The organism is Pseudovibrio denitrificans JCM 12308, from assembly GCF_001310815.1.
Taxonomy (GTDB): domain Bacteria; phylum Pseudomonadota; class Alphaproteobacteria; order Rhizobiales; family Stappiaceae; genus Pseudovibrio; species Pseudovibrio denitrificans.
On the sequence record NZ_BAZK01000005.1, the window covers coordinates 246,087 to 269,355 of the forward strand.

Below are 23,269 nucleotides of genomic sequence, written 5' to 3' on the forward strand. Positions count from 1 at the left end.
GATTGGCCCGCCCTTTTTTGATAACTGAACTTGGTAGTTAGCGCTTAGTTGACCAGTCCGCGGCCTTTCAGCAGTGGCTCAATGGATGGCATCTTGCCGCGGAAGTCCATGTAAGCCTTTGCCGGATCCTGAGAACCGCCAGCCGCATAAATGAACTTTTCAAGCTTGGCGGCTGTGTCCGGATCAAATGCATCGCCGGTTTCTTCAAAGGCTTCAAACGCATCTGCATCCATGACTTCTGACCAGAGGTAGCTGTAGTAGCCTGCAGAGTACCCGTCGCCAGCGAAGGCATGAAGGAGATGCGGGATCCGGTGGCGCATGATGATCTCTTTTGGCATGCCGATGCCTTCAAGGATCTTCTTCTCCATCTGGGCTGGATCAAGATTGTCCAGCTCGTCTTCCTTATGGATCGCCATGTCGACAATGGCGGTTGCCAGATACTCGACAGTGGCAAAACCCTGATTGAAGTTTGCTGCTGCGAGCAGACGCTCCAGAAGCTCTTCCGGAATGACTTCGCCAGTCTGATAGTGGCGGGCGAACTTCTTCAGAATCTCCGGCTGGGCCAACCAGTGTTCGAAGAGCTGGGATGGCAGTTCTACAAAGTCACGCGCTACGCTGGTGCCAGACACAAGCGGGTGGGTGACGTTGGACATGAGGCCGTGGAGACCATGACCAAACTCGTGGAACAGCGTGCGTGCATCGTCAAAGGTGAGGAGGGTTTGCTCGCCTTCCGGTGCTTTTGAAAAGTTCATCACGTTGACGATGATCGGACGGATGTCGCCTTTCAGTTTCTGCTGAGAACGGAACGCACTCATCCATGCGCCGGACCGCTTGGAGGCGCGGGCAAAGTAATCGCCGATAAAGATGCCGAGGTGATCGCCGTTTTTATCAAAGACTTCAAAGACGCGTACATCGGGATGATAAACATCCTGTTCCTGCAGTTCCTTGAAGGTGAGACCAAACAGACGAGTTGCGGTGTAGAAGGCCGCATCGATCATCTGATCTAGCTGGAAATACGGTTTGATTTCCTCTTCATCCAGATCATGCTTGGCGCTGCGCACTTTCTCGGAGTAATAGCGCCAGTCCCATGGAGCGATCTCGATGTTATCGCCTTCGGACTGTGCCATGTCCTGAAGGTCCGCTGCTTCCTCCAGTGCACGTGCTTTAGCCGGGCCCCAGACGTTGGTGAGCAAGTCATCGACTGCGCCAGTGGTTTTGGCCATCACATCATCGAGCTTGAAGGCTGCAAAGCTTTCAAAGCCAAGGAGCTTTGCTTTTTCGTTCCGCAGCTGCACGGTTTCGCGCACGATGGCGGAGTTGTTGGTTTCGCCTGCGTTGTCCCCACGCTTTGCCCATGCGTTGAAGGCTTCTTCGCGCAGGTCACGGCGTTTGGAGAATTGCAGGAATGGCTCAATGGAGGAACGGGAGAGGGTGATGGCGTACTTGCCCGGCTCACCGCGTTCTTCAGCTGCAGCACTAGCGGCTTTGACGAGAAACTCTGGCAGACCTTCCAGATCGCTCTCATTCTCCAGAACCAGTTTATAGGAGGCCTCATCTGCCAGAACGTTCTGCGCAAAGCTGGTGCCCAGCGTGGCAAGACGTTCATTAATCTCCGCAATGCGGGACTTGCCCGTCTCATCAAGCCAGCACCTGCGCGGTGGAAGATGGAGTAGTAGCGCTCCAACACACGGTCCTGCTCAGGTGTCAGGCCAAGTGCGTCTTTCTTCGCCATCAGGGTCTCAACGCGCTTGAAGAGCGCCGGGTTGAGAAGCTTTTTGGTGTTATAGGCTGCTAGTTTGGGAGAAACGCTGCGCTCGACTTGCTGTAAGGTTTCGTTGGTATCGGCCGAGGAGAGGTTGAAGAACACGCTTGCGACTTGCTCGAGGGTTTCTTCTGCCAGCTCCAGAGCTGCAATGGTGTTTTCAAATGTCGGTTCTTCAGGATTTTGAGCAATGCGAATGATGTTGTCTTCGCCTGCCTTAAAGGCTTCTTCAAATGCACTCAAAGTCTTCCGGCTTGATCTGTGAGAACGGCGGAAGTCCAAACGGGGTTTTCCAATCTTGCAGAAGAACCTTTGCGGTCTCGCTCATATTCAATCTCCGATGAAACGTAAAAGCGTCTTACTCTTTCTGAAATGCAGAAAGAGCCAAACAGCTGTCACTCATAAATGGTCGCAAATACCTGCTGGAAGGATGCCTCGTGCAGGAATAGGCGGTAGAGATCTGAATATGGGTGCTAACAGCACTTGCGTAAAGGAAGGGCGGAGAAAAATCCCCCGCGCAATTCCAGTTTCCGGGTTCTCTATTGAACAGGGAACGGCAGTGAGACTGTTGTGAAGCCTGTCGCGGTGACTGGTTTTTGAGGGGCGGCCAGTGTCATCACCCAGAAGTTCCGATAGGTACCGTCTGTCCTATTGGTGCGGGCAATGCCCATGTGGGTGACGTGCTTGTTGAGCAGGTTCTTGTTGTGGTCCGGGGAGGTCTTCCATCCGGTCATTGCCGCAGAAATGTTGGCGTAGCCAGCGCCGAGGTTCTCAGCTCCTGCATAGGATTTGTAGCCATTGGACTGGGTTCGACTGAGCAGGCTGGAGGAAGAATGACGCCGTGTCTTCAGGGAATCCAGGCTGGCGATGTGGTCTGCCATATCCTGCGAAACTTCCGTGAGATGCGGATCGAGCTTGATTGGGGGTAGGGCGTGTTTGGCACGCCATGCGTTGGTCTGGCGCAGAGCTTCTTGTTTGTTGATTGCGATGTGCTGTAGCTCAACGTCTTCCGCACTATCAATACCCAGACTTGCACAGCCAGACAGCATTGCAGCCAACAGCAGGGCTGCAGTTCCCTTAAATTCCAATGTCACGCGCTTTTCCCGAAATGCCCGATTAGTCGATTTCATTTTAGGGCGGAATTTGGGCCGAAACTGTACTGGCCAGGATTAATCCACGTAATTCCCAGATTCATTTGATCTCGACCAATCCATGGAGGCCGAGGGCCTGTGTTTCAGGTCGTCTTCAGCTTCCAAACCAACGGTGCAGTCCAAGCATTGGATGGTGCAAGTATTGAGTGAGGAGTTTTGGGGAATGGGTTCCAGATGATGTGCTGCTTATTGTTTCGGGGGAGCAATTTGCTCTTAGCTCCGTTTTTCCCGAGAGCGTGGAGGGCAGCAGGGCGGTTATGTCTGCGCAAATGAATCTTGCAGTACCCATGGATAGGAACGAAGCTGAGCCGTCCGAGCCAACAGCATGGTGGCTTCGCGTTGTTGGGCGTGACTGGCTGGCACCCTTTGTTTTGCTGGTTGTGTGTTTATGCCTTTATCTACCGGGTCTGACGTCTGTTCCACCCTTGGACCGTGATGAGCCTCGCTTCGCGCAGGCTTCAAAGCAAATGATGGAGACGGGCAATTATGTATCCATTCATTTTCAGGAGCTTGCGCGCAACAAGAAGCCCATAGGCATCTATTGGGCTCAGGTGGGTGTGGCAAAGCTTTTGGGATATGGAGAAAGCGCACCAATCTGGGTTTATCGAGTGCCCTCCGTTCTTGGGGCGATAGCCGCAGTCTTACTGAGTTACTGGATTGCGCGAGCCTTTTTCAGGGAACAGGAGAGTTTTATCGCGGCGTTGCTGGTCGCACTTGCTCTCATTTTGAATGTTGAAGCACATTTAGCGAAAACGGATGCAGTGCTGCTGGCCTGTGTGATGCTCTCGCAAGGTGCGATGGCGCGGATATGGGTTGCTCAGCAACGACCAGCGGTGTGGTCTTCGGCTTTGCTTTTCTGGTTGGGACTAGCGCTGGGCACTCTGATCAAAGGTCCGATCATTCTCATGGTCAGCGGGTTGACGGTCTTGTCTTTATGTCTCTGGGAACGAAAGGTTTTCTGGCTAAGAGGGCTTGCGCCGATTACGGGGTTACTGCTGTTTCTTGCATTGGTTTCTCCATGGTTGGTGGCTATCTACATAGAGACAGATGGTGCCTTCTTCAGAGATGCACTAGGTGGAGATCTGTGGGGCAAGGTGGGGACCGGACGGGAGTCTCATGGGGCTCCGCCGCTGACGCATCTGTTAATCAGTTTCATTATTTTCTGGCCAATCCCTTCTTTTCTCCTTGTGACTTTCAAGGGGATTAGGCAAGAATTGAATAAATTTTGTTATAGATTCTTGTTGTGTTGGCTGATCCCTTCGTGGGTCGTGTTTGAATTGGTTTCAACAAAGCTGCCGCATTACACCTTGCCCATGATGCCTGTTCTGGCGTTGCTGGTGGCAGGCGTGATGATGACAGATAGAGCAGCGAGTGCCGGTGTTGGCTGGCGATTTGCTTCTGCTGCTTTGTTTTTGCTGGTGCCGCTGGGCATCGCGATTGCCGTTGTTGTCGGACCTTTGCTGCTTGATCTATGGCCGTCTCCGCCCGGTGTTGTGCTGTGTGGGCTGGCTGTCATTGCTGCGTTATCAGCCACATCTAAGTTGTTTGAAGGAAAGCTTGTTTCTGCGTTGCCGAATGCAAGTGTTTCCGCAGTGCTAATGTTTGTTGGTTTCTGGGCATTTTCAGGCCCGGCATTGTCAACAATTTGGATTTCCTCCCGTCTGGTGGAAGCGGTTGATCGGCTTCCGGGGTGTGAGCGGAAAGAGATTGCTACAGCAGGTTTCTATGAGCCTAGCTTCGTATTTTTGCAGGGCACGCAAACAAAGTTACTTGGCGCAGAAGCTGCAGCGCGTTTTCTGGCAAATGGAGGGCAGGAGACGGGCGTATCCTCCGGGACTTGCAGAGTTGCGCTGGTGGAAGGACGGCAGCTGGATCGGTTTGATGCAGAAGCTCTTCGGTTGGGGATGAAGGCTTCAGAGGTATCAAGTGTATCCGGCCTGAATATCAATGGCGGTAAAACATTGCTGGTACATATTTTTTCTGCGGGTGGGGCGGCGCAATGATTAATGACGGCTCCATAGACACTTTAGAGCGCCCAGTACGGGAAAAACAAAAAAACGAACAACAGGCTGAATTGAACCGTGATGCCGTTGATGCTGAGTGGGAAGAGCGGCAGACAGAGGCTGAAGGCAGTCGTGAGGAAGAGGAACAGACTAGGCAGTCTTTCTTACATCGGCTGCGCGCTTTAATGCATGTTGCTGGTGGCAACGCGCGAAATCATATTCACTCTTTTCGCATGATCTTAAAAAATCGCCGGAAACGTAAGCATATTGCTATTCCAGATCTGCCATCGATACTAAAACCACAGAATGTGGCTGCTTTGCTTATCGCGCTTTGCGGGGTTGCAATGGTTTTTCTGGATCATAGCAGTCCGATTTGGGCTCGGCGGTTACCTGATGCTTATCATAGTGTTTTCGATGTGATTACAGATGCGGGCAAGTCAGACTGGGTACTTATCCCGACAGGCCTATGGATTTTAGCAGTGATCTTTCGAGACTGGCAGGCTAACTCATTTCGTAGAAAAATGATCATGTCATCACTTTCTGTCTACGCAAGCTTTCTATTCTTTGTTGTAGCAGCGAGTGGATTGCTTGCTATTGCTCTTAAATGGAACATTGGACGTGCGCGGCCATCGTTGTTTGATGAAATGGGGCCGTTAGCTTTTGAGCCATTTGCGTGGCAAGCAAAGCTTTCGAGTCTTCCAAGCGGTCACTCGACAACTGCAGGCGCGTTGATCATCGCTTTGGCTTTGTTAGCGCCCAAATATCGGTGGTTTATTGTTGTCGTTGGGAGTTGGATTGCGGTGAGCCGAATTATTGTCGGTGCACATTACCCCAGTGACGTGGCTGCTGGACTTGTGGTCGGAGGAGTCTTTTCGTATCTGAGTGCTCGATGGATGGCGCGTAGACGCTTGGGGTTCAGATATTCAAGTCAGGGTGAGTTGTTGCCTACGCTGACACATGTCTTCAGCTCTGGGTGGTTGCGTGCGCTTAGTAATACAGGTAATACGCGAGCAGCGGGTGTGCATCATAGCTCTGAGGTATCCTAGGTACTCTTCAGGTTTTCCTTGTTGAGCTTGGGTAGATGCTGGGCTGAACGGGAAAAAATAAATGAACGACGATATTGCTGTACAGAAAATCGACGTAAGCGTCGTTATCCCTGCGAAGAATGAGAGAGATAATCTTCCTCCGCTTTTGGATGAGATTGCTGAGGCGCTGAAAGAGTATCGGTTTGAGGCGATCGTTGTTGATGATGGGTCGACTGACGACAGTCTTGAAGTGCTCCAGCAATATGCGGAGAGAAACGGCTATTTACGGGTGATCCATCATAAGCGGTCTGGTGGGCAAAGTTGTTCTGTTCGTACCGGGCTGCTTCATGCGCGTGGTACTTATGTGGCTACGATTGATGGGGACGGGCAGAACAACCCTATCTACTACCGTGAGATGCTTGCCGCGATGGAAAAGGGTGGTGAGCGTGTTGGGCTTGCTGCTGGCCAGCGGCTGGGGCGCAAGGCCAGTGTGTTCAAGCGTTATGCATCCAAAGCTGCCAACAAGCTGCGTGGGGCGATTCTTAAAGATAACACGCGTGACAGTGGCTGTGGTCTGAAGCTGCTCCGCCGGGATGTGTTTTTGAAGCTCCCATATTTCGACAGCTGGCACCGTTTCCTGCCAGCTCTTGTGATCCGCGAAGGATATGACGTGGTTCATGTGGATGTGGTGGACCGGGAGCGTGAGCACGGTGTTTCCAAATATGGGATCTTTGATCGGGCGCTGGTGGGCGTATTGGATCTCTTTGGCGTGTGGTGGTTGCGCCGTCGCCGGAAGGTCATTCCTGAAGTGGTGATGGTGACTGAGTCGGACAAGTCTCCAGCGAAGGAGGCACATTGATGCTGGCCGGTCTTTATGAGTGGGTTTATGACGTCTTTGTAGCCCAGTGGGACTTTTGGGTTCTTTGGGGGTTTGTGGCGCAGTTCATGTTTATGATGCGCTTCATGATCCAATGGATTGCTTCTGAGCGGGTGGGACGATCCATCGTCCCGGTGGCCTTTTGGTTCTTCTCCATTGGGGGCGGATCGCTTCTTCTGACTTACGCTATCGTCAAGAAGGATCCTGTTTTTATTGCGGGACAAGGCCTCGGATTGATCATTTATTTCCGAAATCTATGGCTTATCTACAAGGAAAAACGCCAGGACCCGAATTTCTAGGCGATTTATCCGCAATAAATGCAACCAGAATGCAATTAAATTGCTGAACGCTATTTGCCCATGGGGAAGATAGACTTCCTCGTGGGTTTTTCGTAAAATTGCGTATTATTTGTGCATATTGATTGTAAAGGTTAGTGTGAAATACGTATTTTTGAAGAAAATTGCTCCGAATTTGCGCTCAGTTTTCAAGGTTAGTTTTTTCATTGCGCTTGTAATCTAAGTAATATTTCCTCTCTATTTCAGTATTGTTTGGATTAATTTGTTTGTATGCGTATACGTAACTATATTTCTCGATTTTGATTAATGGTTAAATCGCATGCATTTGAGATATAATTTGCATAGAAACTTTGCAATCGTTGATGAATATCACCTCGTAGACTAACTTATTAATAAAAACCTCTTGACGTTTTTAGAGAAATATCATCGAATGCTTGATGAGGAGTGGTTGAAGCCAATAGGGGGGCTTTAAGGGCACGCGCTGACGTGTTTGTTTCGGATGTTTTCCTAGGAGAAAGGGAACAGCCTGCTACTTCCGGTGATGAATTTTAAAATTGGACAAAAAAAGAGGCTCCAATTCTATGAAAAAAATGATCCTTCCAGTTGCGCTGGGTGCAGCGTTCGCAGCGACTTCTTTGTCCGCAGCTTCCGCTGGCACTCTTGAAGACGTGCAAGAGCGCGGCAAACTGCGTTGTGCGGTTTCTACTGGTCTTGCAGGCTTTTCCTACACTGACGAAAACGGCAAGTGGCAGGGCTTCGACGTTGACTACTGCCGTGCGGTAGCTGCTGCTGTTCTGGGTGACGCAGATGCTGTTGAGTTCTCTCCAACCACTGGTAAGACCCGCTTTACTGCGCTGGCTTCCGGTGAGGTAGACATCCTGTCCCGTAACACCACCTGGACATTCTCCCGTGACGCTGACCTGAAGTTCACTTTCCTTGGTGTGAGCTATTATGACGGTCAGGGCTTCATGGTGAAGAAGTCTCTCGGTGTTGCTTCTGCTAAAGAGCTGGACGGTGCAACCGTTTGTATCCAGACCGGTACGACTACAGAGCTGAACCTGTCTGACTACTTCACAGCTGAAGGCATGTCTTACGAGCCACTGTCCATCGAGACAAACACTGAAGGTCGTGCAAACTACCTTGCAGATGCTTGTGACGTGTACACCACCGATGCTTCCGGTCTGGCAGCATCGCGTGCGACTTTCGAGAACGCAGACGACCACATCGTTCTGCCTGAAATCATCTCCAAAGAGCCACTCGGTCCGCTTGTCCGTCATGGCGACGATCAGTGGGCAGACATTGGCCGCTGGGTTCTGAACGCGCTGAAGATTGCTGAAGAAAAAGGCATCACCGCTGCGAATGCAGACGAAATGGCTGCGAACTCCAAAGACCCAGAAGTACTGCGTCTGCTTGGTGCTTCCGGCGAAATGGGTGCATCCGTTGGTCTGGGTAACGACTTCGCTCTCGTAGCTATCAAGGCAGTTGGTAACTACGGTGAAGTGTTCGAGCGTCACCTCGGTACACAGACCAAAGTTAACCTTGCTCGTGGTCTGAACGCTATGTGGACTGAAGGTGGTCTGCAGTACGCACCTCCATTCCGTTGATCTGATCGAGATCTGACAAAAGGGGGCGCTGTTGCAGGATAACAGCGCTTTTTTCTAAGCATAATAAATAAGGCGGGCTACTTATGAGCACTTCAACCGTACCAGCCGATAATAGCTTCCAGTTGTCGCAACTGTGGCGAGATGCTCGATACAGATCCTATACGATCCAGATTATCGCGCTTGTCGTTGCTCTGTCAGTTGTGATGATGCTCATCAGCAATGCTGTCGAGAACCTCGAAGCACTTGGCAAAGATTTCAATTTCGGATTCTTATACGAACCAGCAGGCTATGACATTGGTCAGGTCCTGGTGAACTACACCTCCGCTTCCGGCCACTGGAAAGCGGCACTTGTCGGCTTGCTCAACACGCTGCTCGTTGCGTTTCTTGCGTGTGTGACTGCGACTATCATCGGCGTATTTGTCGGTGTTCTGCGTCTCTCCAATAACTGGGTCGTCTCCCGCTTGATGGCGGTTTACATTGAAGGCGTTCGTAACGTACCGCTGCTGCTGCAAATTCTGGCTTGGTACGCTGTCTTCATTCACGTGTTTCCGACACCAAAGCAGGCTGTCAAAGCACCAGTTATTGAAGGGGCGGTTTATGCAACAAACCGTGGTTTCTACATTCCGGGACTGACGTTTGACGGTGGCTACCAGATTGTTGTTGCAGTCCTGCTGGCTTCCATCGCGGGTATTTTTGTCTTCCGTCGTTGGGCGCGTCAGCGTCAGGAAGCAACTGGCCAGATTTTGCCAGTTGGCTACATCACGCTTGGTATTTTGATTGTACCATCCGTTTTGGCTTACTTTGCTGCTGGTATGCCGATTGGTCTTGATTACCCTGTTGCCGGTCGCTTCAACCTGAAGGGTGGCCTGAAAGTTGGTACGCCGCTTATTGCTCTGTGGTTTGCGCTTTCCATCTACTCTGCTGCGTTTGTTGCGGAGATTGTGCGCGCGGGTATCATGGCGATCAGTAAGGGGCAGACAGAAGCTGCTTACGCACTCGGCCTTCGTCCAAGACGGACCATGAGCCTTGTTGTTCTGCCGCAGTCCCTGCGCATCATCATTCCGCCAATGATTTCCAACTACCTGAACATCACCAAGAACTCATCTCTTGCGATTGCGGTTGGTTATATGGATCTGACGGGTACGCTCGGCGGTATTACGCTGAACCAGACCGGTCGTGAGATGGAATGTATGTTGCTGCTCATGGCAACGTATCTGCTGATTTCGCTAAGCATTTCAGCTGTGATGAATGTTTACAACGAATCCGTAAAGCTGAAGGGGCGCTAAGATGAGTGAAAACACTTTTGCCTATGTCGCGACCTCTGAAAAGCCGCAGTTGCCGCCTCCCCAGGGCACAACTGGCGCTGTTGGCTGGGCTCGTGAGAACCTGTTCTCCTCACCGCTGAACACTATACTGACGCTGATTTCCGTCTTTGTGGTGTTTTCGACTGTCCCTGGCATCTTCAACTGGGCGTTTGTCAATTCCGTCTGGAATGCAAACTCTCTGGATGAGTGCCGTGCGCTGACAGAAAATGGTGCGTGCTGGGCGGTAATTCGTGAGCGTTATCATCAGTTCCTGTTTGGCTTCTACCCAACTGAGCTGTACTGGCGTCCAATTCTGGCCTTCGTGCTGCTGTTTGTGGCTCTGGTTCCTGCGCTTTGGGACGGTATGCCGAAGCGCGGTGCTGCGTTGATGGCCTCCATGACCTACCCATTTGTGGCTTTCTGGCTGATCTGGGGTGGTTTTGGTCTTGAGCCGGTGTCTTCCACCAAGCTGGGTGGTCTGCTGCTGACCATGATCATTGGTGTTTCCGGTATCTCGTTCTCGCTGCCGATTGGTATTGTGCTGGCGCTGTCCCGTAGCTCCAACCTGCCGATCGTGAAGTCACTGGCAGTGATCTTCATCGAGTTCATCCGCGGTGTGCCGCTCATTACCCTTCTGTTTGTTGCGCACGTTCTGCTCAACTACTTCCTGCCGAAGGGCGTGAACTTCGACATCGTGCTGCGTGTTGTCATCATGGTGACGCTGTTTGCCAGTGCTTACATGGCGGAGGTTATCCGTGGTGGTCTGGCGGCCTTGCCTAAAGGGCAGTACGAGGCTGCGGATGCGTTGGGGTTGAGTTATTGGCAGAGCATGCGTCTGATTATTCTGCCGCAAGCGCTGAAAATCTCTATCCCTGGAATCGTGAATACCTTTATTGGCCTGTTTAAGGACACCACTCTGGTGCTGATCATTGGCCTTATGGATCCTCTCGGACTGGTTGCGCCTACGCTTGCTGACCAACGTTGGAATGGTATCTTTGTGGAACTTTATGCGTTTATCGCGTTCATGTTCTTTATCTTCTGCTTTGCAATGTCCCGATATTCGATGTATTTGGAACGCAAACTGCATACCGGCCATCGCTAGTCGCCTGGTGCATGCCTAAAAATTCGGAGTTATAAAAATGAGTGACGTAAACCTCGCTGAAGATATCCAGGCGGACCGCTCTAAAATGCATGTATCCGATACCGATGTGGCTATCGAGATTACAGGTATGAACAAGTGGTACGGAGACTTCCACGTTCTGCGTGATATTAACCTGAAGGTTATGCGCGGCGAACGTATCGTTATCTGTGGCCCGTCCGGTTCTGGTAAATCAACCATGATCCGCTGCATTAACCGCCTTGAGGAGCATCAGAAGGGCCGTATCGTCGTTGACGGTATCGAGCTGACCTCTGATCTTAAGAAGATTGATGAGATCCGCCGCGAAGTGGGTATGTGCTTCCAGCACTTCAACTTGTTCCCGCATCTGACCATTCTGGAGAACTGTACACTGGCTCCAATCTGGGTTCGCAAGATGCCGAAGAAACAGGCTGAAGAGATTGCGATGCATTATCTTGAGCGCGTGAAGATCCCTGAGCAGGCCAACAAGTATCCTGGTCAGCTTTCCGGTGGTCAGCAGCAGCGTGTGGCGATTGCCCGTTCGCTCTGCATGAACCCGAAGGTCATGCTGTTTGATGAGCCAACATCTGCGCTTGACCCTGAGATGATCAAGGAAGTGCTGGACGTGATGATCGGTCTGGCGGAAGAGGGCATGACCATGCTCTGCGTGACCCACGAAATGGGCTTTGCCCGTAAAGTGGCGAACCGCGTGATCTTTATGGATCAGGGCCAGATTGTTGAGCAGAATGAGCCAGAGCCATTCTTTACCAATCCGCAGCATGAGCGTACTCAGCTGTTCCTCTCCCAGATCCTTAACCACTGATCTGGTCGGAGTTCCTAGTTCAAAGCCTCGCTGTTTCAGCGGGGCTTTTTTTTCGTTTTGGTCGCCTGCCTCTTTGTAACGTTCGAGTATCGCTTATCTGGGATTCTCCTACAAAGCCTGTGCGCTTCTTACGGCGGCGCGCAGGCCTCGGCGGTGGGCGCCGGGGCTGCTCCAGGATTTTAGGAGGAAGTCTCGAATGTCGGCGTGGTGGGCTTTGGTGAATTGTGCGGATTCCAGTGCGCTGACAATGCGGGAGGTACGGATACCTTCGTTGGCGGCGTAGGCGATGAGGGATGGATTGCGGCGTGCTTGAGCGCGGGTGAGAGGATTGCCGTGTTTGTCCAGAATGGCACCATCAGCGTTGGTTTGTGGCACGGCCATGTGGTGGACGGCGACGACTTCCCAGCGGTTGTTGAAGACGGGAGAACCGGAGCTGCCTTTTTGCGTATCGCCGGAGTACCAGCAAAACATGTGTGCATCAGTTCCATTTTCAATATGCAGAAGGTGGTTGTTATGAACGACCACGGCTTTGTTGCGGCCAAGGGGATGCTGAATGATATTAATCGGATCTCCCTTCTTGATTTTGCCTTGCTGGCGGATGAGGGCATGCCATCCGTAATGATCCAGCGGGATAAAGCCGGGATCTTCATCCACCACGGCCACCACTGCGATGTCCAGCTCCTCACTAGCCCAGAAAAAGCGGTCAGGGTCGATGGAGCAGATCTTTGAAGGGGTTTGGTTGCCAATGCGGTTGGTCTCTGCGCCAAGCTCAAAGAAGTGGGCTTTGGCGTCTTCTGGCGTGCTGAGAACATGATGGTTGGTCATCATCAGGCCATGGCCTACCAGAAAGCCTGTGCCGAACCTCAGTCCTTCGACGTGCTCAATTCTGCCAACAGAACGAGCGGCATAGAGGCCGTACTCAAAAAACTCGATGGGGAGCAGATCGTTTTGCGTGCCGATTAAGGCTTCCTTGCCGATGCTGATGGGGTCTGGCTTTTCTTCTTCAAAGATCGGGCTCTGTATGGATGTAGTCTGGCCTTCGGACATGGCCAGCGTGGCAGCGCGTCGATTGTAGAGGGCAAGCCGCTCCTTGCTGTCTGTTTCGGCCTGAGTTCCTGCCAAAATTGCGCTGCGGATCTTTTTTAACTCCCCGCTTCGGTCTCTTAGTCGTTGGGCTGCTTTTTCAAGTAATACACTGTTTAAATTATGTAATTTAAGGGTCATGAAATGTACCTTTAAATTGTTATCTGCATATGGCAAGCTTAACCGTAAACTCACCTCTTGTGTAAAGTTTAATAGTTAATCGTAGAGGGGGAATACTATGAAAATTACATATGATGAGTTTTTGAAGTTAGCTCGTGATCCGAGTGTCCCTGAAGAACAACTACTGAAATACTGCAGGGTTGTTCGGCATACGGGTGCATTCGACATACAGTTCCAGGTGAAGCCGGAACTGGTGGAGATGACCGAGATTGATGAGGAGTTTGAGAATGCTCTTCAGATCGGTAACTGGGCTTCCCGCATTCGCCGGTACTGGCGCTTCAAAGAAGCCATGAAGGATCATCCTGAACGGCCTATGCTGATCTCGGAAGGGGACAGCTGGTTCCAGTTTCCAATTATCATTGACGATGTGATTGATCATCTGAGCGAGCACTACAACATCTACTCGCTGGGTGCTGCGGGAGATACAGCGCAGAACATGGTCTACGGTCCGGACCGGGCCCGGCGGCGGGAATATCTCTCCGCGCTTTATGACTACAAGGACAAGGTCTCCGGCTTCCTGTTCTCAGCTGCCGGAAATGACATTATCGGCGAAGATCCGGATACGGGTGTTGCGGTTCTTTTTGATATTCTTCAGGACTTCAACGGCGATATCAACGATGTGGACGGGCATATCAACCGCGCGGCCTTTGATGAGAAGCTTGCTTTCCTGAAAGGGGCCTATGAACGAGTGATCAGCGATATTCGCGGAGTTTCTGAGCTGCAGAACATGCCTGTGTTCGTGCATGGCTATGATTATGTGTTCCCTTACAAGTGGCAGGGAGATACACGCGACCCGCTGCATGCGGCCAAAGATGAGTGGTTGGGAGAACCGCTGTCTGACCGCAATATCCCAAGTGTGTTAGGGCGGAAGATCATCAGCGCCATGCTGGATGAGCTGTATGCTATGCTGGATGGTCTGGCAGCTGCGGATGCCAATGTGATTGTGGTGGATTGCCGGGGTGCCATGCCAAACCTGACGGATTGGGTGGATGAGATCCACGGCACGTCTGATGGCTTTGCCAAGGTCGCAGGCCGGTTCAAGATGGCGATTGATCAGGCGCTGGTTGCCCATGGTGCCATGACCTGAACCAAGCAGGTGAGTTGACGTGAGAGCACCGGCCTTGAAAACCGGTGCTCTCTTTTTTTGCCGATGGGGCGGCGTGTTGTGTGATGTGTTCTTGTCGGCGTTAGGCGAGGATCTGAGATATGCCCGCTTTAGCAGTGAGTTGCAGCTCCTTGCGCGAGGTGCCTGAGCGGGCGCGCAGGGAGAGGCCGTTGAGCAGGCAACCCAGCAGGTGGCCGGTGATCTCAGCGCTTTGTCTGGGCTGGATTTTCTTATCTTTGATCGCGACTTCAACGGTTTCGCGCATGGACTGATCGATGGTGTCGAGGACCATTCTCAGGACTTCCCTGATCTCCTCATCTGCACCAGCCTCTGCTGGAGCGGTGCAGGTGACAAAGCAGCCGAGCGGGCCACCGTCTTCCATGGAGGCTTCTGGCCGGTAAATCTCCATGGCTTGCATGAACACCTTCTCAAGGCCTTTGGAAAGGTCAGGCTCGGAGAGGATGGCGTTCTCGGTGCGTTTGCCCATCATCTCTGCGAAATGCTGCAGACATTTTATGTACATGTCCTTCTTGGAGCCGAAGGCGGCATAAAGGCTTGGGCGGTTGATTCCGGTCTCTGCGGAGATCTGGTCCAGGCTGGTGGCAGAGAAGCCGTTTTCCCAGAAAATACGCTGCATTGTGGTTAGGGCAGTCTCTTTATCATAGAGGCGGGGGCGCCCGCGTGGTCGTGATGTACTCATTTATGTACTGCTTCGCATAAAAATATTGAGCTCTAAATATTGATGCGATACGGTACATAATTATTTTTGTAATTGGAAGAGTGCGTTATGTCTGTAACGGCAAAGGATTGTGGAGCCTCTGAGCGTGTGATGGGAAGCCTGAACTGGGGCCAGAGAACAGGAGCTTACAGCAAAGGGCGGATGACGCAGCTGGAGCATTTGAAGCTTGTTGGCAATCTGGTGCGTACGCAGCTGGTGGATCTGGGTGATACGGTGAAAGACCGGCTGGGTTTGCTGTCGCCGGTTTCTTCAGAGCTGGAGGCGTTGTTGCCTGCTGATACGTCACTGGTGCGTGATAGTCTGGAGTTTGCGGCGGAGACCCATGATGCAAGGCTGTTGCATCACAGCTGGCGGACTTATCTGTTTGGGGTGCTGCTGGGTGAATATGCAGGTGTGTCGTTTGAACGGGAGCTGTTGTTCTCCGCAGCGATTTTGCATGACAGCGGGCTGATCAACAATCGTCAGACGCAGGTACATGAGTGCTGCTTTGCGATTTCTGGGGCGGAGGTGGCGTGCAACCATCTTTCCAACTGTGGGCATGACAATGACACGGTGCACAAGGTGGGGGATGCGATTGCGCTGCATCTGAATGCCTATGTGTCGGCGCGTGCTCATGGAGGTGAGGCGTATCTGGTGAACCGGGGAGCCATGTGTGATCTGTTTGGTGCAGGGCATCGGCGGATGGCTCAATCCAGCGTAGAGCAGATTATGCACAAGCATCCGCGGGATGGGGTGATTGAGGCGCTGGAGTTTGAAACTGCACACCATATGAAGGGCACGCGGCCTTATGTGCTGACGAAACTCACAGGTGGCACAGCGCCCAAAACCGTGTTTGATGTCTACGGTGTGTAGCGCGGATCAGAGTACGAGGGAGAGCAGGTTGCCCACTTCGGTATGCTGCTCTTCGGTGGTTGGGTACTCGCCGCAGACGCGGCTGATGGCGGCGTGGATCATGAACGCACGCACGGAAACAGCCCCCAGTTTTGGGTCCATGGTGCGGATGGATTTATCCTGCTGGCCCTTCTCGATGAACCGCTGAAACAGCTTGTCGATGCTGCCGGCCACATCAAGGAAGTTTTCTGCCGGCTGCCTTTTTCCCAGCCAGCGACGTCGATGAAGATGCGTAGGAATTCTGGTTGTTTTTCAAAGTATTGCAGAATCATCATGAGAGAGTGATTCAACTGCTCGCGGCCACTTGCCGTGCTTGTTTCAGCTTCCTCGTGCAGGGCATCCACGCAGATCTTGAGCTCCTTCAAACCGATCTCCGCAAACAAGCCGAGCTTGTCGCCGAAGTGGGCGAAGAGCGTGCCTTTGGAGACATTGGCCTGCTCCGCGATGCTTTCTGTGCTGACCGCGTTGAAGTTGCCCTGATTGAACAGGTCCGTGGCGGCCACCAGAATGCGCTGGCGGGTTTCTTGTGCTCGTTTTTGTTTGCCCTGAAGCATGGTTCCCTCAAATTCGATAAAGTGACTATGGTCAAAAAATAAATTGACTCCAGTCATATTTTGAAAATAAGTTGACCGCAGTCAAATAAATGGAGTTCCCATGACAAACCGAATTTTTGTGTTTAGCGGTCATCTCGGAGAAGATCGTCTCGGGCATGCTCTTGCTGAGGCGTATGCGGATGCTGCGCGCAAGGCGGGGGCAGAGGTTCGTGTGATGAACCTGAGTGCGATGGTGTTTGATGCTGGCTTGCGGTCCGGTGATTACAAAGGTGGGCAGGGGCTGGAGCCGGATCTGGTTGCGTTTCAGGAGAACCTGACTTGGTGCACGCATTGGGTGCCTGTGTACCCGCTGTGGTGGGGCGGTATGCCGGGACCGATGAAAGGAATGCTGGACCGTACTTTGCTGCCGGGGTTTGCGTTCCAGATTGTGGAAGGTGAAGAGCTGCCAGCCAAGCTGCTGAGAGGGCGGAGTGCCCGGGTGCTGATCACCAGTGATACTGCGTCGAACTACTATGATGAGCTTTATAATCGCGCCCATGACACGGTGATGGGGCTTCAGATTCTGGACTTTGTCGGGTTTGAAAACCACAGCTTCCGCATGTTCTCACCGACTTACCTGTCGACTGAGGAAGAGCGTGCTGCGTGGATTGCTGAGGCGGCTCAACTTGGTGAGCAGGATGCACTTGCCAAGCAGGAAGAGTTGGCTGTCGCCTAAACAAAAGCCCTGCAGGTCAATGACTTGCAGGGCTTTCTTGTGAATGTGATTCTGGTTTAACTCAGGCTGGTTCGCTGATGACTTCTGTCTTTTCGCTGGAGCCCCATTCGGTCCAGGAGCCGTCATAAAGAGCGTTTTTGGAGAAGCCGACCTGCTCCAGTGCCAGTGTGATGACGGCAGCGGTTACGCCGGAGCCGCAAGATGTGATCACCGGGGTGGAAGCATCTACGCCGACCTGCTTGAAGATGTTTTGCAGGTCTTCCTTGGAGCGGAGTTTGCCTTCGTTCAGCAGCAGGCCGAATGGCAGATTGAGAGCTCCCGGCATATGGCCAGCACGAACGCCTTCGCGTGGTTCCGGTGCCAGACCTTTGAAGCGTTCTGGTGCGCGAGCATCCAGCACAAGGTGGCTGCTGCTGTCCAGTGCGTCCTGCACTTCATCCAGATTGCGCACCATGTCGTGGTTGAGCATAGCGGTGAAGTGGCGCTCCAGACGGGTTGGAACCTCATCGGTGAGTGGATAGCCTTCTTCTTTCCAAGCTGGCAGGCCGCCATCCAGAACGAAGACGCTCTCAACGCCAAAGGCGCGGAACATCCACCAAACACGGGCGGCTGAGAAAATGCCAGCGCCGTCATAGACCACGATGGTTTGGCCGTCGCCGATACCCATCTTGCGCATTTTGGAGGAGAATACGTGCGGTTCCGGCATCATGTGCGGAAGCGGGGAGCTCTGATCGGAGACTTCATCAATGTCCATGAAGACAGCGCCGGGAATGTGCTCTTGCTCGTATTCCTTTTTGGCGTTGCGCTCCATGGCAGGCAGGTACCAGGACGCATCAATGATGACCACATCGGGTGCATCAAGGTGGTCCTTGAGCCAGCTTACTGAGACAATTGGATCCTGCGCCATATGTTAGTCCTCCAACTGGATGCGGACGCGTCTGTTCTGACGGCCTTTTTTCTCAATCTTAGTGATTGCAGCGGTTCCGATCTGTGCGGTTTGGGACACATGCGTGCCACCGCATGGCTGCAAATCAACGTTCTCGCCAATTCTTACCAGTCTTACCCGTCCGCTGCCCATTGGTGGTTTTACACTCATGGTCTTTACAAGGCCGGGATTGGCTTCCAGCTCTTCGTCGGTGATCCATTCCTGTGTGACTGCATAGTCGCCAGCAATGAGCTCCTGAAGCTTGCTGGTGAGCTCTTCCTTGTCCAGTGCAGCTTCCGGAATATCGAAGTCCAGACGGCCTGTGCCATCGCTGATCTGGCCGCCGGTGACCGGGAATGGCAGCACGACGGAAAGCAGGTGCAGGGCTGTGTGGACGCGCATGCGCTTGTAGCGGGTTTCCCAATCAACGTGCGCGGTGACCTTTGCCCCTGCGCTCAAGGTTGCTGGCAGCTGCGTGCCTTCGGCAGGCACATGCACGATCTGGGTGCGATCCTTGGAGTATACGGTTGTGGCAATTGGAATACGGGTGCCGTCTTCCAGCTCAATGGAGCCACTGTCGCCCGGCTGGCCGCCGCCATTGGGGTAAAAGCAGGTCCGGTCCAGAATGATGCCGCCTTCCGGTGTGATTTCGCTTAGAGCCGCTTCACTGCTGCGCAGGTAGGCATCGTCTCGGTACAAATGTTCTGTCATGGAATAATCTCAAATGGATAGGGAAAGGTGCGCCGTGAAATGATTTGGCGCACCTTCAAGGAGAAGTCTTAAGCGGTGGAGCGTGCGCTGAGCAGTTTGACTGCAAAGGCAGCCATGATGCCCGCAAAAGAGTAATCGAGGATGCGCATCACACGTGGGGAGTTGCGCAGGAACTTGGAGACAGCAGATGCGCCAAACACCATGACCAGACTGCTTGGCACGTTCAGCAGAATGAAGAAGAAGCCAAGGAACAGCAGTTTAGAGGTCGCGTATGGATCTGATGCAGACACAAACTGAGGCAGGAAGGTCACGAAGAACAGCACAACTTTCGGGTTGAGCAGGTTGATCGTTACGGCTTTGGCCCAGATGGCTCTGGCGGTTTCGCGAGAGGCTTCGCCTTCTTCCAGTGACAGCGCAGAGCCGTTGCGCAGGATCTGGAAGGCCAGATAAACCAGATAAAGTGCGCCAACGGTTTTGAGGATCTGGAAGGCAAACTCGGAGGCGGCGAGCAGGGCGGAGATGCCAACGGCAGCAAGGAACGCATGGATCATCACACCGTTTGTTGCGCCAACAATGGCCATCAGACCGGCTTTGCGGCCCTGCGTGAGCGTTTTGCTCATGAAGAAGGTCATGTCCGGTCCAGGGGTAATGGACAGGATGAAGGCAGCAACGGTGAAACCCGCCATCACACTTAGTTCAGGCACAAAATACATGCGAAAGGCCCTCTGGGTTATTATTCTCAATTGGCCCTAACGTATTTTACTGTGCCAGCGCAAGTCTACTGAAGGGTACTCACCATTTCTGAGGGTGCTCTAAAGTGTTGTGGTTTCACCAGAGGTACTGCTGGCAATAACAGCGGGACGAATGTCCATGCGCGAAACAGACAGGTTGCCCTCCAGCCGGCTCAGGAACAAGAGAGCTTCAGAAACAGACGCATATGAAGTGGCAGATTGTCGGGCTAGTTCTGCTTCGTCTTCTGTTTCTCGAAGATTGTCTGGGATGACGACATGGCTTTGCATGCCATAGGCGTAGAGATCGCCTTGTAAGCTTTCTGAGAAGCGAAGAAGGGCGGCTTTTGTGGCAGAGTAGGCTGCCCATTTGCTGGAGGCTTCACGGTTGGGTAAACCAGCCGTTGAGCTGATGAAGATGATCTTTCCAAAGCCTTGGTGTTTGCCGTGCTGCATATAAGCCTTGGAGAGAAGCATGGAGGCTTTGAGGGTGACATCTGTCTCTGTGATGATCTCTTGGTCAGACAGCTCATCAAATGGCACACCACCGGTATAGCCTGAGGCGTTGTTGATCAGAGCATCCAGACGGCCATGCTCAGCAAACGCTTTAGCGATTACGGCATTGCATGCTTCGCTATCAGTCACGTCCAATGGCAGCCAGCTGAGGTTCTCTTCATTTTGCTTCTGAGAGGTGTCTCTCGCTGTTGCAATAACGTGATATCCTGCGGCCTTGAAGGCAATTGCAGCGGCGTGGCCCAATCCACGGCCTGCGCCTGTTATCAAAACTACTGGTTTCTGATCTTTGGTCATTCAATCGATAATCTAATGTTTGCGGTCGCATGCTTCACTTTTGAAAATGTGAGGAGCGACCAAAAATGGTTTCTACAAAATGGGTGAGAACAGGCGGGCGGCCTGGGCTAGGACGCGGAAGGCGTAGCGGCGGTTGTTGAGTTCGAGGCGGTCGGTCTGGCGGGCGCCTTTGAAATCCTGCTGCAGCATCTCTTCGGTTTTTCTGATCATGTTCTGGCCGGTGAACCACAAGGTGATCTCGAAGTTGATGTTGAAGGAGCGGTTGTCAAAATTGACTGTGCCGATGCCAGCCAGCTCATCGTCGATGAGGATGACCTTCTCGTGCAGGAAGCCCTCCAGATAGCGGTAGACCTTGATGCCATGGCTGGCGAGGTTGTCTGCATGGGCGTAGCTGGCGAGCCAGACGAGCCAGTGGTCGGCTTTCTCCGGCAGCAGGATGCGCACGTCAACACCGCGCAGAGCGGCTGCATAGAGCGCTGTGAGGACTTCAATGCCCGGCACGAAGTAGGGGCTGACGATCCAGAGGCGATCTTTGGCGCGCGCAATGCTCTCTACGAACGTAATGGCGCAGTCTTCCTGAATGTCGGCGGGGCCGGTCGGCATCACCATGACGCTCTCACCATCAGCTTTCGGGAAGCTGCCCGGCAGTTCCAGTTGCAGGGTTTTGCCAGTGGCGAACTGCCAGTCTTCGCTGAAGGAGAGTGTGGCCGCAAGAGCTGCCGGGCCGGAGACCTTTACGTGGGTGTCGCGCCAGTGGCCGAATGTTTCTGAGAGGCCGAGATACTCTTCGCCGATGTTGTGGCCGCCGATCCAGCAGTGCTTGCTGTCTGTCACCACCACTTTGCGGTGGTTGCGGTAGTTGAGGCGCATTGGGCCCAACATGCGCATGAGGCGATGGCGTTTGTTAAACGCGCTGACGCGGACACCAGCGTCCTGCAGGCGCGTGATATACTGGGTTGAGAGGGAGCGGGAGCCGATATCATCATAAAGCAGGCAAACGCGCAGGCCTGCTTTGGCGCGCTCAATGAGAGCGTCTGCCAGCTCCAGTCCGATGCTGTCTTCGCGGATGATGAAGAACTGGACGAGCACGTGCTTTTCTGCGGTGCGGATGCCTTCAATGATGGAGGCGAACATGGCCGGGCCATCGATGAGCAGGTCGCAGGTGTTGTTTTCTAAAAACGGGACGGAGGCCACGCGGGTATGGACGGGCCAGTGGCTGCTGGCTGCGCCGTCTACGTAGGGTGTGTGGCGGTTTAGGACGTCGGCCTCGATTTGGGAGATGTCATCGCGTACTTCGATGTAATCATCCAGCCGTTTCCATGCGAAGATGAAATAGAGCGGGACGGTTGGCATGGGGATGAAAAACAGGGAGAGCAGCCAGGCAATGCTGCCTTGCGAGGTGCGGGAGTACATGATCTCGCGAATGGCACAAACCACTGCCAACGCGTAGAAAAATACACTGAATAGGGCGATCAGGGAGAGGAGGCTGAATGAAGATTCCAAGCGTTACAACTCCTGTAATGCGAGGACCTACTTATAGCTGTGCCAAGAGGATTGGTCAAAACCTCTTGGCGAAATTTGCAGTGCTTTCCGTTAAGGGCAGGTTGCCGGAGCTTGCTGGCGCTTTCTGGAAAGCTGGCGCCCTAAAGCGGGCGCGTCAAGCCAATCAGGCTGCTTCGAACGGGATGGCGATGTCGGACTTGCGCTCCATCCATTCCGGTACTGGCAGGCCTTTTTCGCGCAGGAATGTTGGGTTGAACATCTTGCCCTGATAGCGGGTGCCATAATCACACAGCACGGTCACGATGGTGTGGCCCGGACCAAGTTCTTTTGCCAGACGAATAGCGCCAGCCACGTTGATGCCGGAGGAGCCACCGAGGCAGAGGCCTTCGTTCTGCAGCAGTTCGAAGTTGATCAGCAGGCCTTCCTCATCAGAGATGCGGTAAGGGATGTCGATCGGTGCGTCTTCCAGATTCGCGGTGATGCGGCCCTGACCGATGCCCTCTGAGATGGAGGAACCTTCGGACTTCAGCTCGCCGTGAGCGTAGTAGTTGTACAGCGCTGCGCCGTGCGGATCAGCAAGACCGATCTTGATGTTCGGGTTCTTTTCCTTCAGGCCGATGCCGGTGCCAGCGAGCGTGCCGCCGGTGCCGACTGCGCAGATGAAGCCGTCGACTTTGCCGTCGGTCTGCTGCCAGATTTCCTGAGCGGTGGTTTCAATGTGGCCCTGACGGTTGGCGACATTGTCAAACTGGTTGGCCCAGATGGCGCCTTGCGGATGGGTCTTGTTCAGCTCTTCTGCGATGCGCTGGGAGACTTTGATGTAGTTGTTCGGGTTCTTATAAGGAACAGCCGGAACTTCGATCAGCTCAGCGCCTGCAATGCGCAGCATGTCTTTCTTTTCCTGAGACTGGGTCTCGGGAATGACAATGACAGAGCGGTAACCCAGTGCGTTGCCGACCAGTGCGAGGCCGATGCCGGTGTTGCCTGCGGTGCCTTCCACGATGATACCGCCTGGCTTCAAGGTGCCGCGTTTGACAGCATCGCGGATGATGAAGAGCGCAGCGCGGTCCTTGACGGACTGGCCCGGGTTCATGAACTCAGCTTTGCCGAGGATTTCACAGCCGGTACGCTCAGAAGGGCCTTTGAGGCGAATGAGGGGGGTGTTGCCGATAGCTTCGATGGCAGAGGCGCGCGTGTCCATAGTGTCTCTCAAATAACTCGTATCAGGATAAATTTCAGAATGCGGGTATTCGACCCCTTTTGAGACCACGCTACTGTGCTGGCCCGGCAAGAACAAGAAATGGGCTGCCAAAGGGTGCGTTAGACTAGGATATTATTCTCTTCGGATTTCCGTAGGAGAATA

21 protein-coding genes and 2 pseudogenes are annotated in these 23,269 nt (G+C 53.1%); 11 read left to right on the forward strand and 12 right to left on the reverse strand.

Annotation, left to right across the window (positions count from 1 at the left end):
• Positions 1–44 precede the first annotated feature (44 nt).
• Both JCM12308_RS08275 and JCM12308_RS08280 read right to left on the reverse strand, forming a co-directional pair.
• A pseudogene (locus tag JCM12308_RS08275) lies at positions 45–2,090 on the reverse strand (M3 family metallopeptidase).
• A 211-nt stretch (positions 2,091–2,301) separates the two neighbouring features.
• Positions 2,302–2,856 (reverse strand): CAP domain-containing protein, encoded by a 555-nt coding sequence (locus JCM12308_RS08280; RefSeq protein WP_208608997.1) that lies wholly within the window; start codon positions 2,854–2,856, stop codon positions 2,302–2,304.
• 344 nt (positions 2,857–3,200) lie between these two features.
• On the opposite strand from JCM12308_RS08280, the gene JCM12308_RS08285 reads away from it, so the two are divergent.
• The 8 genes from JCM12308_RS08285 to JCM12308_RS08320 all read left to right on the forward strand — a co-directional run bounded on the left by JCM12308_RS08285 (position 3,201) and on the right by JCM12308_RS08320 (position 11,962).
• A complete protein-coding gene (locus JCM12308_RS08285) occupies positions 3,201–4,916 on the forward strand; it encodes an ArnT family glycosyltransferase (protein ID WP_054783461.1) in 1,716 nt (571 codons plus the stop codon).
• Positions 4,913–5,962, forward strand: a complete 1,050-nt coding sequence (locus JCM12308_RS08290; protein WP_054783415.1) for a phosphatase PAP2 family protein — start codon at positions 4,913–4,915, stop codon at positions 5,960–5,962. Before JCM12308_RS08285 ends, JCM12308_RS08290 begins: the two co-directional genes overlap by 4 nt.
• Before the next feature lie 61 nt (positions 5,963–6,023).
• Complete coding sequence (locus JCM12308_RS08295; protein ID WP_054783416.1) at positions 6,024–6,800, forward strand: glycosyltransferase family 2 protein; 777 nt, start codon at positions 6,024–6,026, stop codon at positions 6,798–6,800.
• Positions 6,800–7,117 carry a lipid-A-disaccharide synthase N-terminal domain-containing protein gene (locus JCM12308_RS08300; RefSeq protein WP_008546501.1) on the forward strand — a complete coding sequence of 106 codons (318 nt, stop codon included), beginning with the start codon at positions 6,800–6,802 and terminating at the stop codon, positions 7,115–7,117. Before JCM12308_RS08295 ends, JCM12308_RS08300 begins: the two co-directional genes overlap by 1 nt.
• A 578-nt stretch (positions 7,118–7,695) precedes the next feature.
• Positions 7,696–8,718 carry an amino acid ABC transporter substrate-binding protein gene (locus tag JCM12308_RS08305; RefSeq protein ID WP_083416974.1) on the forward strand — a complete coding sequence of 341 codons (1,023 nt, stop codon included), beginning with the start codon at positions 7,696–7,698 and terminating at the stop codon, positions 8,716–8,718.
• Positions 8,719–8,801: 83 nt separating this feature from the next.
• Entirely contained in the window at positions 8,802–10,004 is a 1,203-nt protein-coding gene (locus tag JCM12308_RS08310) for an amino acid ABC transporter permease (RefSeq protein ID WP_054783418.1), read from the forward strand.
• Between the two features lies 1 nt (position 10,005).
• Positions 10,006–11,124 carry an amino acid ABC transporter permease gene (locus tag JCM12308_RS08315; RefSeq protein WP_054783419.1) on the forward strand — a complete coding sequence of 373 codons (1,119 nt, stop codon included), beginning with the start codon at positions 10,006–10,008 and terminating at the stop codon, positions 11,122–11,124.
• A 37-nt stretch (positions 11,125–11,161) separates the two neighbouring features.
• On the forward strand, positions 11,162–11,962 hold the full coding sequence (locus JCM12308_RS08320) for an amino acid ABC transporter ATP-binding protein (protein WP_008546717.1): 801 nt from the start codon (positions 11,162–11,164) through the stop codon (positions 11,960–11,962).
• Between the two features lie 108 nt (positions 11,963–12,070).
• Here the strand turns inward: JCM12308_RS08320 and JCM12308_RS08325 are convergent, their stop codons facing one another.
• Positions 12,071–13,084, reverse strand: a complete 1,014-nt coding sequence (locus JCM12308_RS08325; RefSeq protein WP_208608998.1) for a trypsin-like serine peptidase — start codon at positions 13,082–13,084, stop codon at positions 12,071–12,073.
• 199 nt (positions 13,085–13,283) lie between these two features.
• Here JCM12308_RS08325 and JCM12308_RS08330 point away from each other — a divergent pair, with 199 nt between their 5' ends.
• On the forward strand, positions 13,284–14,312 hold the full coding sequence (locus JCM12308_RS08330) for a hypothetical protein (protein ID WP_054783421.1): 1,029 nt from the start codon (positions 13,284–13,286) through the stop codon (positions 14,310–14,312).
• 100 nt (positions 14,313–14,412) lie between these two features.
• Here JCM12308_RS08330 and JCM12308_RS08335 read toward each other — a convergent pair whose 3' ends face one another.
• Positions 14,413–15,030: a TetR/AcrR family transcriptional regulator gene (locus tag JCM12308_RS08335; RefSeq protein WP_054783422.1), complete on the reverse strand. Its 618-nt coding sequence runs from the start codon at positions 15,028–15,030 to the stop codon at positions 14,413–14,415.
• A gap of 87 nt (positions 15,031–15,117) precedes the next feature.
• Here JCM12308_RS08335 and JCM12308_RS08340 point away from each other — a divergent pair, with 87 nt between their 5' ends.
• On the forward strand, positions 15,118–15,921 hold the full coding sequence (locus JCM12308_RS08340; RefSeq protein ID WP_054783423.1) for an HD domain-containing protein: 804 nt from the start codon (positions 15,118–15,120) through the stop codon (positions 15,919–15,921).
• Between the two features lie 6 nt (positions 15,922–15,927).
• Here JCM12308_RS08340 and JCM12308_RS31385 read toward each other — a convergent pair whose 3' ends face one another.
• Positions 15,928–16,134, reverse strand: a complete 207-nt coding sequence (locus JCM12308_RS31385) for a hypothetical protein (RefSeq protein ID WP_244271859.1) — start codon at positions 16,132–16,134, stop codon at positions 15,928–15,930.
• Positions 16,135–16,388: 254 nt separating this feature from the next.
• Positions 16,389–16,571: pseudogene (locus tag JCM12308_RS31390) on the reverse strand (TetR/AcrR family transcriptional regulator); the annotation flags it as partial.
• A 43-nt stretch (positions 16,572–16,614) separates the two neighbouring features.
• Between JCM12308_RS31390 and JCM12308_RS08350 the strand changes: the two are divergent.
• Entirely contained in the window at positions 16,615–17,229 is a 615-nt protein-coding gene (locus tag JCM12308_RS08350; RefSeq protein ID WP_054783424.1) for an NAD(P)H-dependent oxidoreductase, read from the forward strand.
• A 61-nt stretch (positions 17,230–17,290) separates the two neighbouring features.
• On the opposite strand, the gene sseA is transcribed toward JCM12308_RS08350, so the two are convergent.
• From sseA to JCM12308_RS08380, 6 genes are all read right to left on the reverse strand, one after another.
• Entirely contained in the window at positions 17,291–18,136 is an 846-nt protein-coding gene (gene sseA, locus JCM12308_RS08355) for a 3-mercaptopyruvate sulfurtransferase (protein ID WP_014286005.1), read from the reverse strand.
• Positions 18,137–18,139: 3 nt separating this feature from the next.
• A complete protein-coding gene (locus JCM12308_RS08360; RefSeq protein ID WP_054783425.1) occupies positions 18,140–18,865 on the reverse strand; it encodes an alanyl-tRNA editing protein in 726 nt (241 codons plus the stop codon).
• A gap of 68 nt (positions 18,866–18,933) precedes the next feature.
• Entirely contained in the window at positions 18,934–19,578 is a 645-nt protein-coding gene (locus JCM12308_RS08365) for a LysE family translocator (protein WP_008546863.1), read from the reverse strand.
• Positions 19,579–19,677: 99 nt separating this feature from the next.
• Positions 19,678–20,403, reverse strand: coding sequence for an SDR family oxidoreductase (locus tag JCM12308_RS08370; RefSeq protein ID WP_054783426.1), 726 nt, complete (start codon positions 20,401–20,403; stop codon positions 19,678–19,680).
• A 72-nt stretch (positions 20,404–20,475) separates the two neighbouring features.
• Complete coding sequence (cls, locus tag JCM12308_RS08375) at positions 20,476–21,906, reverse strand: cardiolipin synthase (RefSeq protein WP_054783427.1); 1,431 nt, start codon at positions 21,904–21,906, stop codon at positions 20,476–20,478.
• Between the two features lie 163 nt (positions 21,907–22,069).
• A complete protein-coding gene (locus JCM12308_RS08380) occupies positions 22,070–23,107 on the reverse strand; it encodes a cysteine synthase A (protein ID WP_054783428.1) in 1,038 nt (345 codons plus the stop codon).
• Positions 23,108–23,269: the final 162 nt, after the last annotated feature.

Coding starts and splice junctions, on each gene's coding strand:
- JCM12308_RS08370 (WP_054783426.1), bottom strand. CDS start 20,403: ATGACCAAAGATCAGAAACCAGTAGTTTTGATAACAGGCGCAGGCCGT.
- JCM12308_RS08305 (WP_083416974.1), top strand. CDS start 7,696: ATGAAAAAAATGATCCTTCCAGTTGCGCTGGGTGCAGCGTTCGCAGCG.
- JCM12308_RS08295 (WP_054783416.1), top strand. CDS start 6,024: ATGAACGACGATATTGCTGTACAGAAAATCGACGTAAGCGTCGTTATC.
- sseA (WP_014286005.1), bottom strand. CDS start 18,136: ATGGCGCAGGATCCAATTGTCTCAGTAAGCTGGCTCAAGGACCACCTT.
- JCM12308_RS08330 (WP_054783421.1), top strand. CDS start 13,284: ATGAAAATTACATATGATGAGTTTTTGAAGTTAGCTCGTGATCCGAGT.
- JCM12308_RS08365 (WP_008546863.1), bottom strand. CDS start 19,578: ATGTATTTTGTGCCTGAACTAAGTGTGATGGCGGGTTTCACCGTTGCT.
- JCM12308_RS08315 (WP_054783419.1), top strand. CDS start 10,006: ATGAGTGAAAACACTTTTGCCTATGTCGCGACCTCTGAAAAGCCGCAG.
- JCM12308_RS08310 (WP_054783418.1), top strand. CDS start 8,802: ATGAGCACTTCAACCGTACCAGCCGATAATAGCTTCCAGTTGTCGCAA.
- JCM12308_RS08290 (WP_054783415.1), top strand. CDS start 4,913: ATGATTAATGACGGCTCCATAGACACTTTAGAGCGCCCAGTACGGGAA.
- JCM12308_RS08300 (WP_008546501.1), top strand. CDS start 6,800: ATGCTGGCCGGTCTTTATGAGTGGGTTTATGACGTCTTTGTAGCCCAG.
- JCM12308_RS08340 (WP_054783423.1), top strand. CDS start 15,118: ATGTCTGTAACGGCAAAGGATTGTGGAGCCTCTGAGCGTGTGATGGGA.
- JCM12308_RS08360 (WP_054783425.1), bottom strand. CDS start 18,865: ATGACAGAACATTTGTACCGAGACGATGCCTACCTGCGCAGCAGTGAA.
- JCM12308_RS08335 (WP_054783422.1), bottom strand. CDS start 15,030: ATGAGTACATCACGACCACGCGGGCGCCCCCGCCTCTATGATAAAGAG.
- JCM12308_RS08350 (WP_054783424.1), top strand. CDS start 16,615: ATGACAAACCGAATTTTTGTGTTTAGCGGTCATCTCGGAGAAGATCGT.
- JCM12308_RS08320 (WP_008546717.1), top strand. CDS start 11,162: ATGAGTGACGTAAACCTCGCTGAAGATATCCAGGCGGACCGCTCTAAA.
- JCM12308_RS08285 (WP_054783461.1), top strand. CDS start 3,201: ATGGATAGGAACGAAGCTGAGCCGTCCGAGCCAACAGCATGGTGGCTT.
- JCM12308_RS08380 (WP_054783428.1), bottom strand. CDS start 23,107: ATGGACACGCGCGCCTCTGCCATCGAAGCTATCGGCAACACCCCCCTC.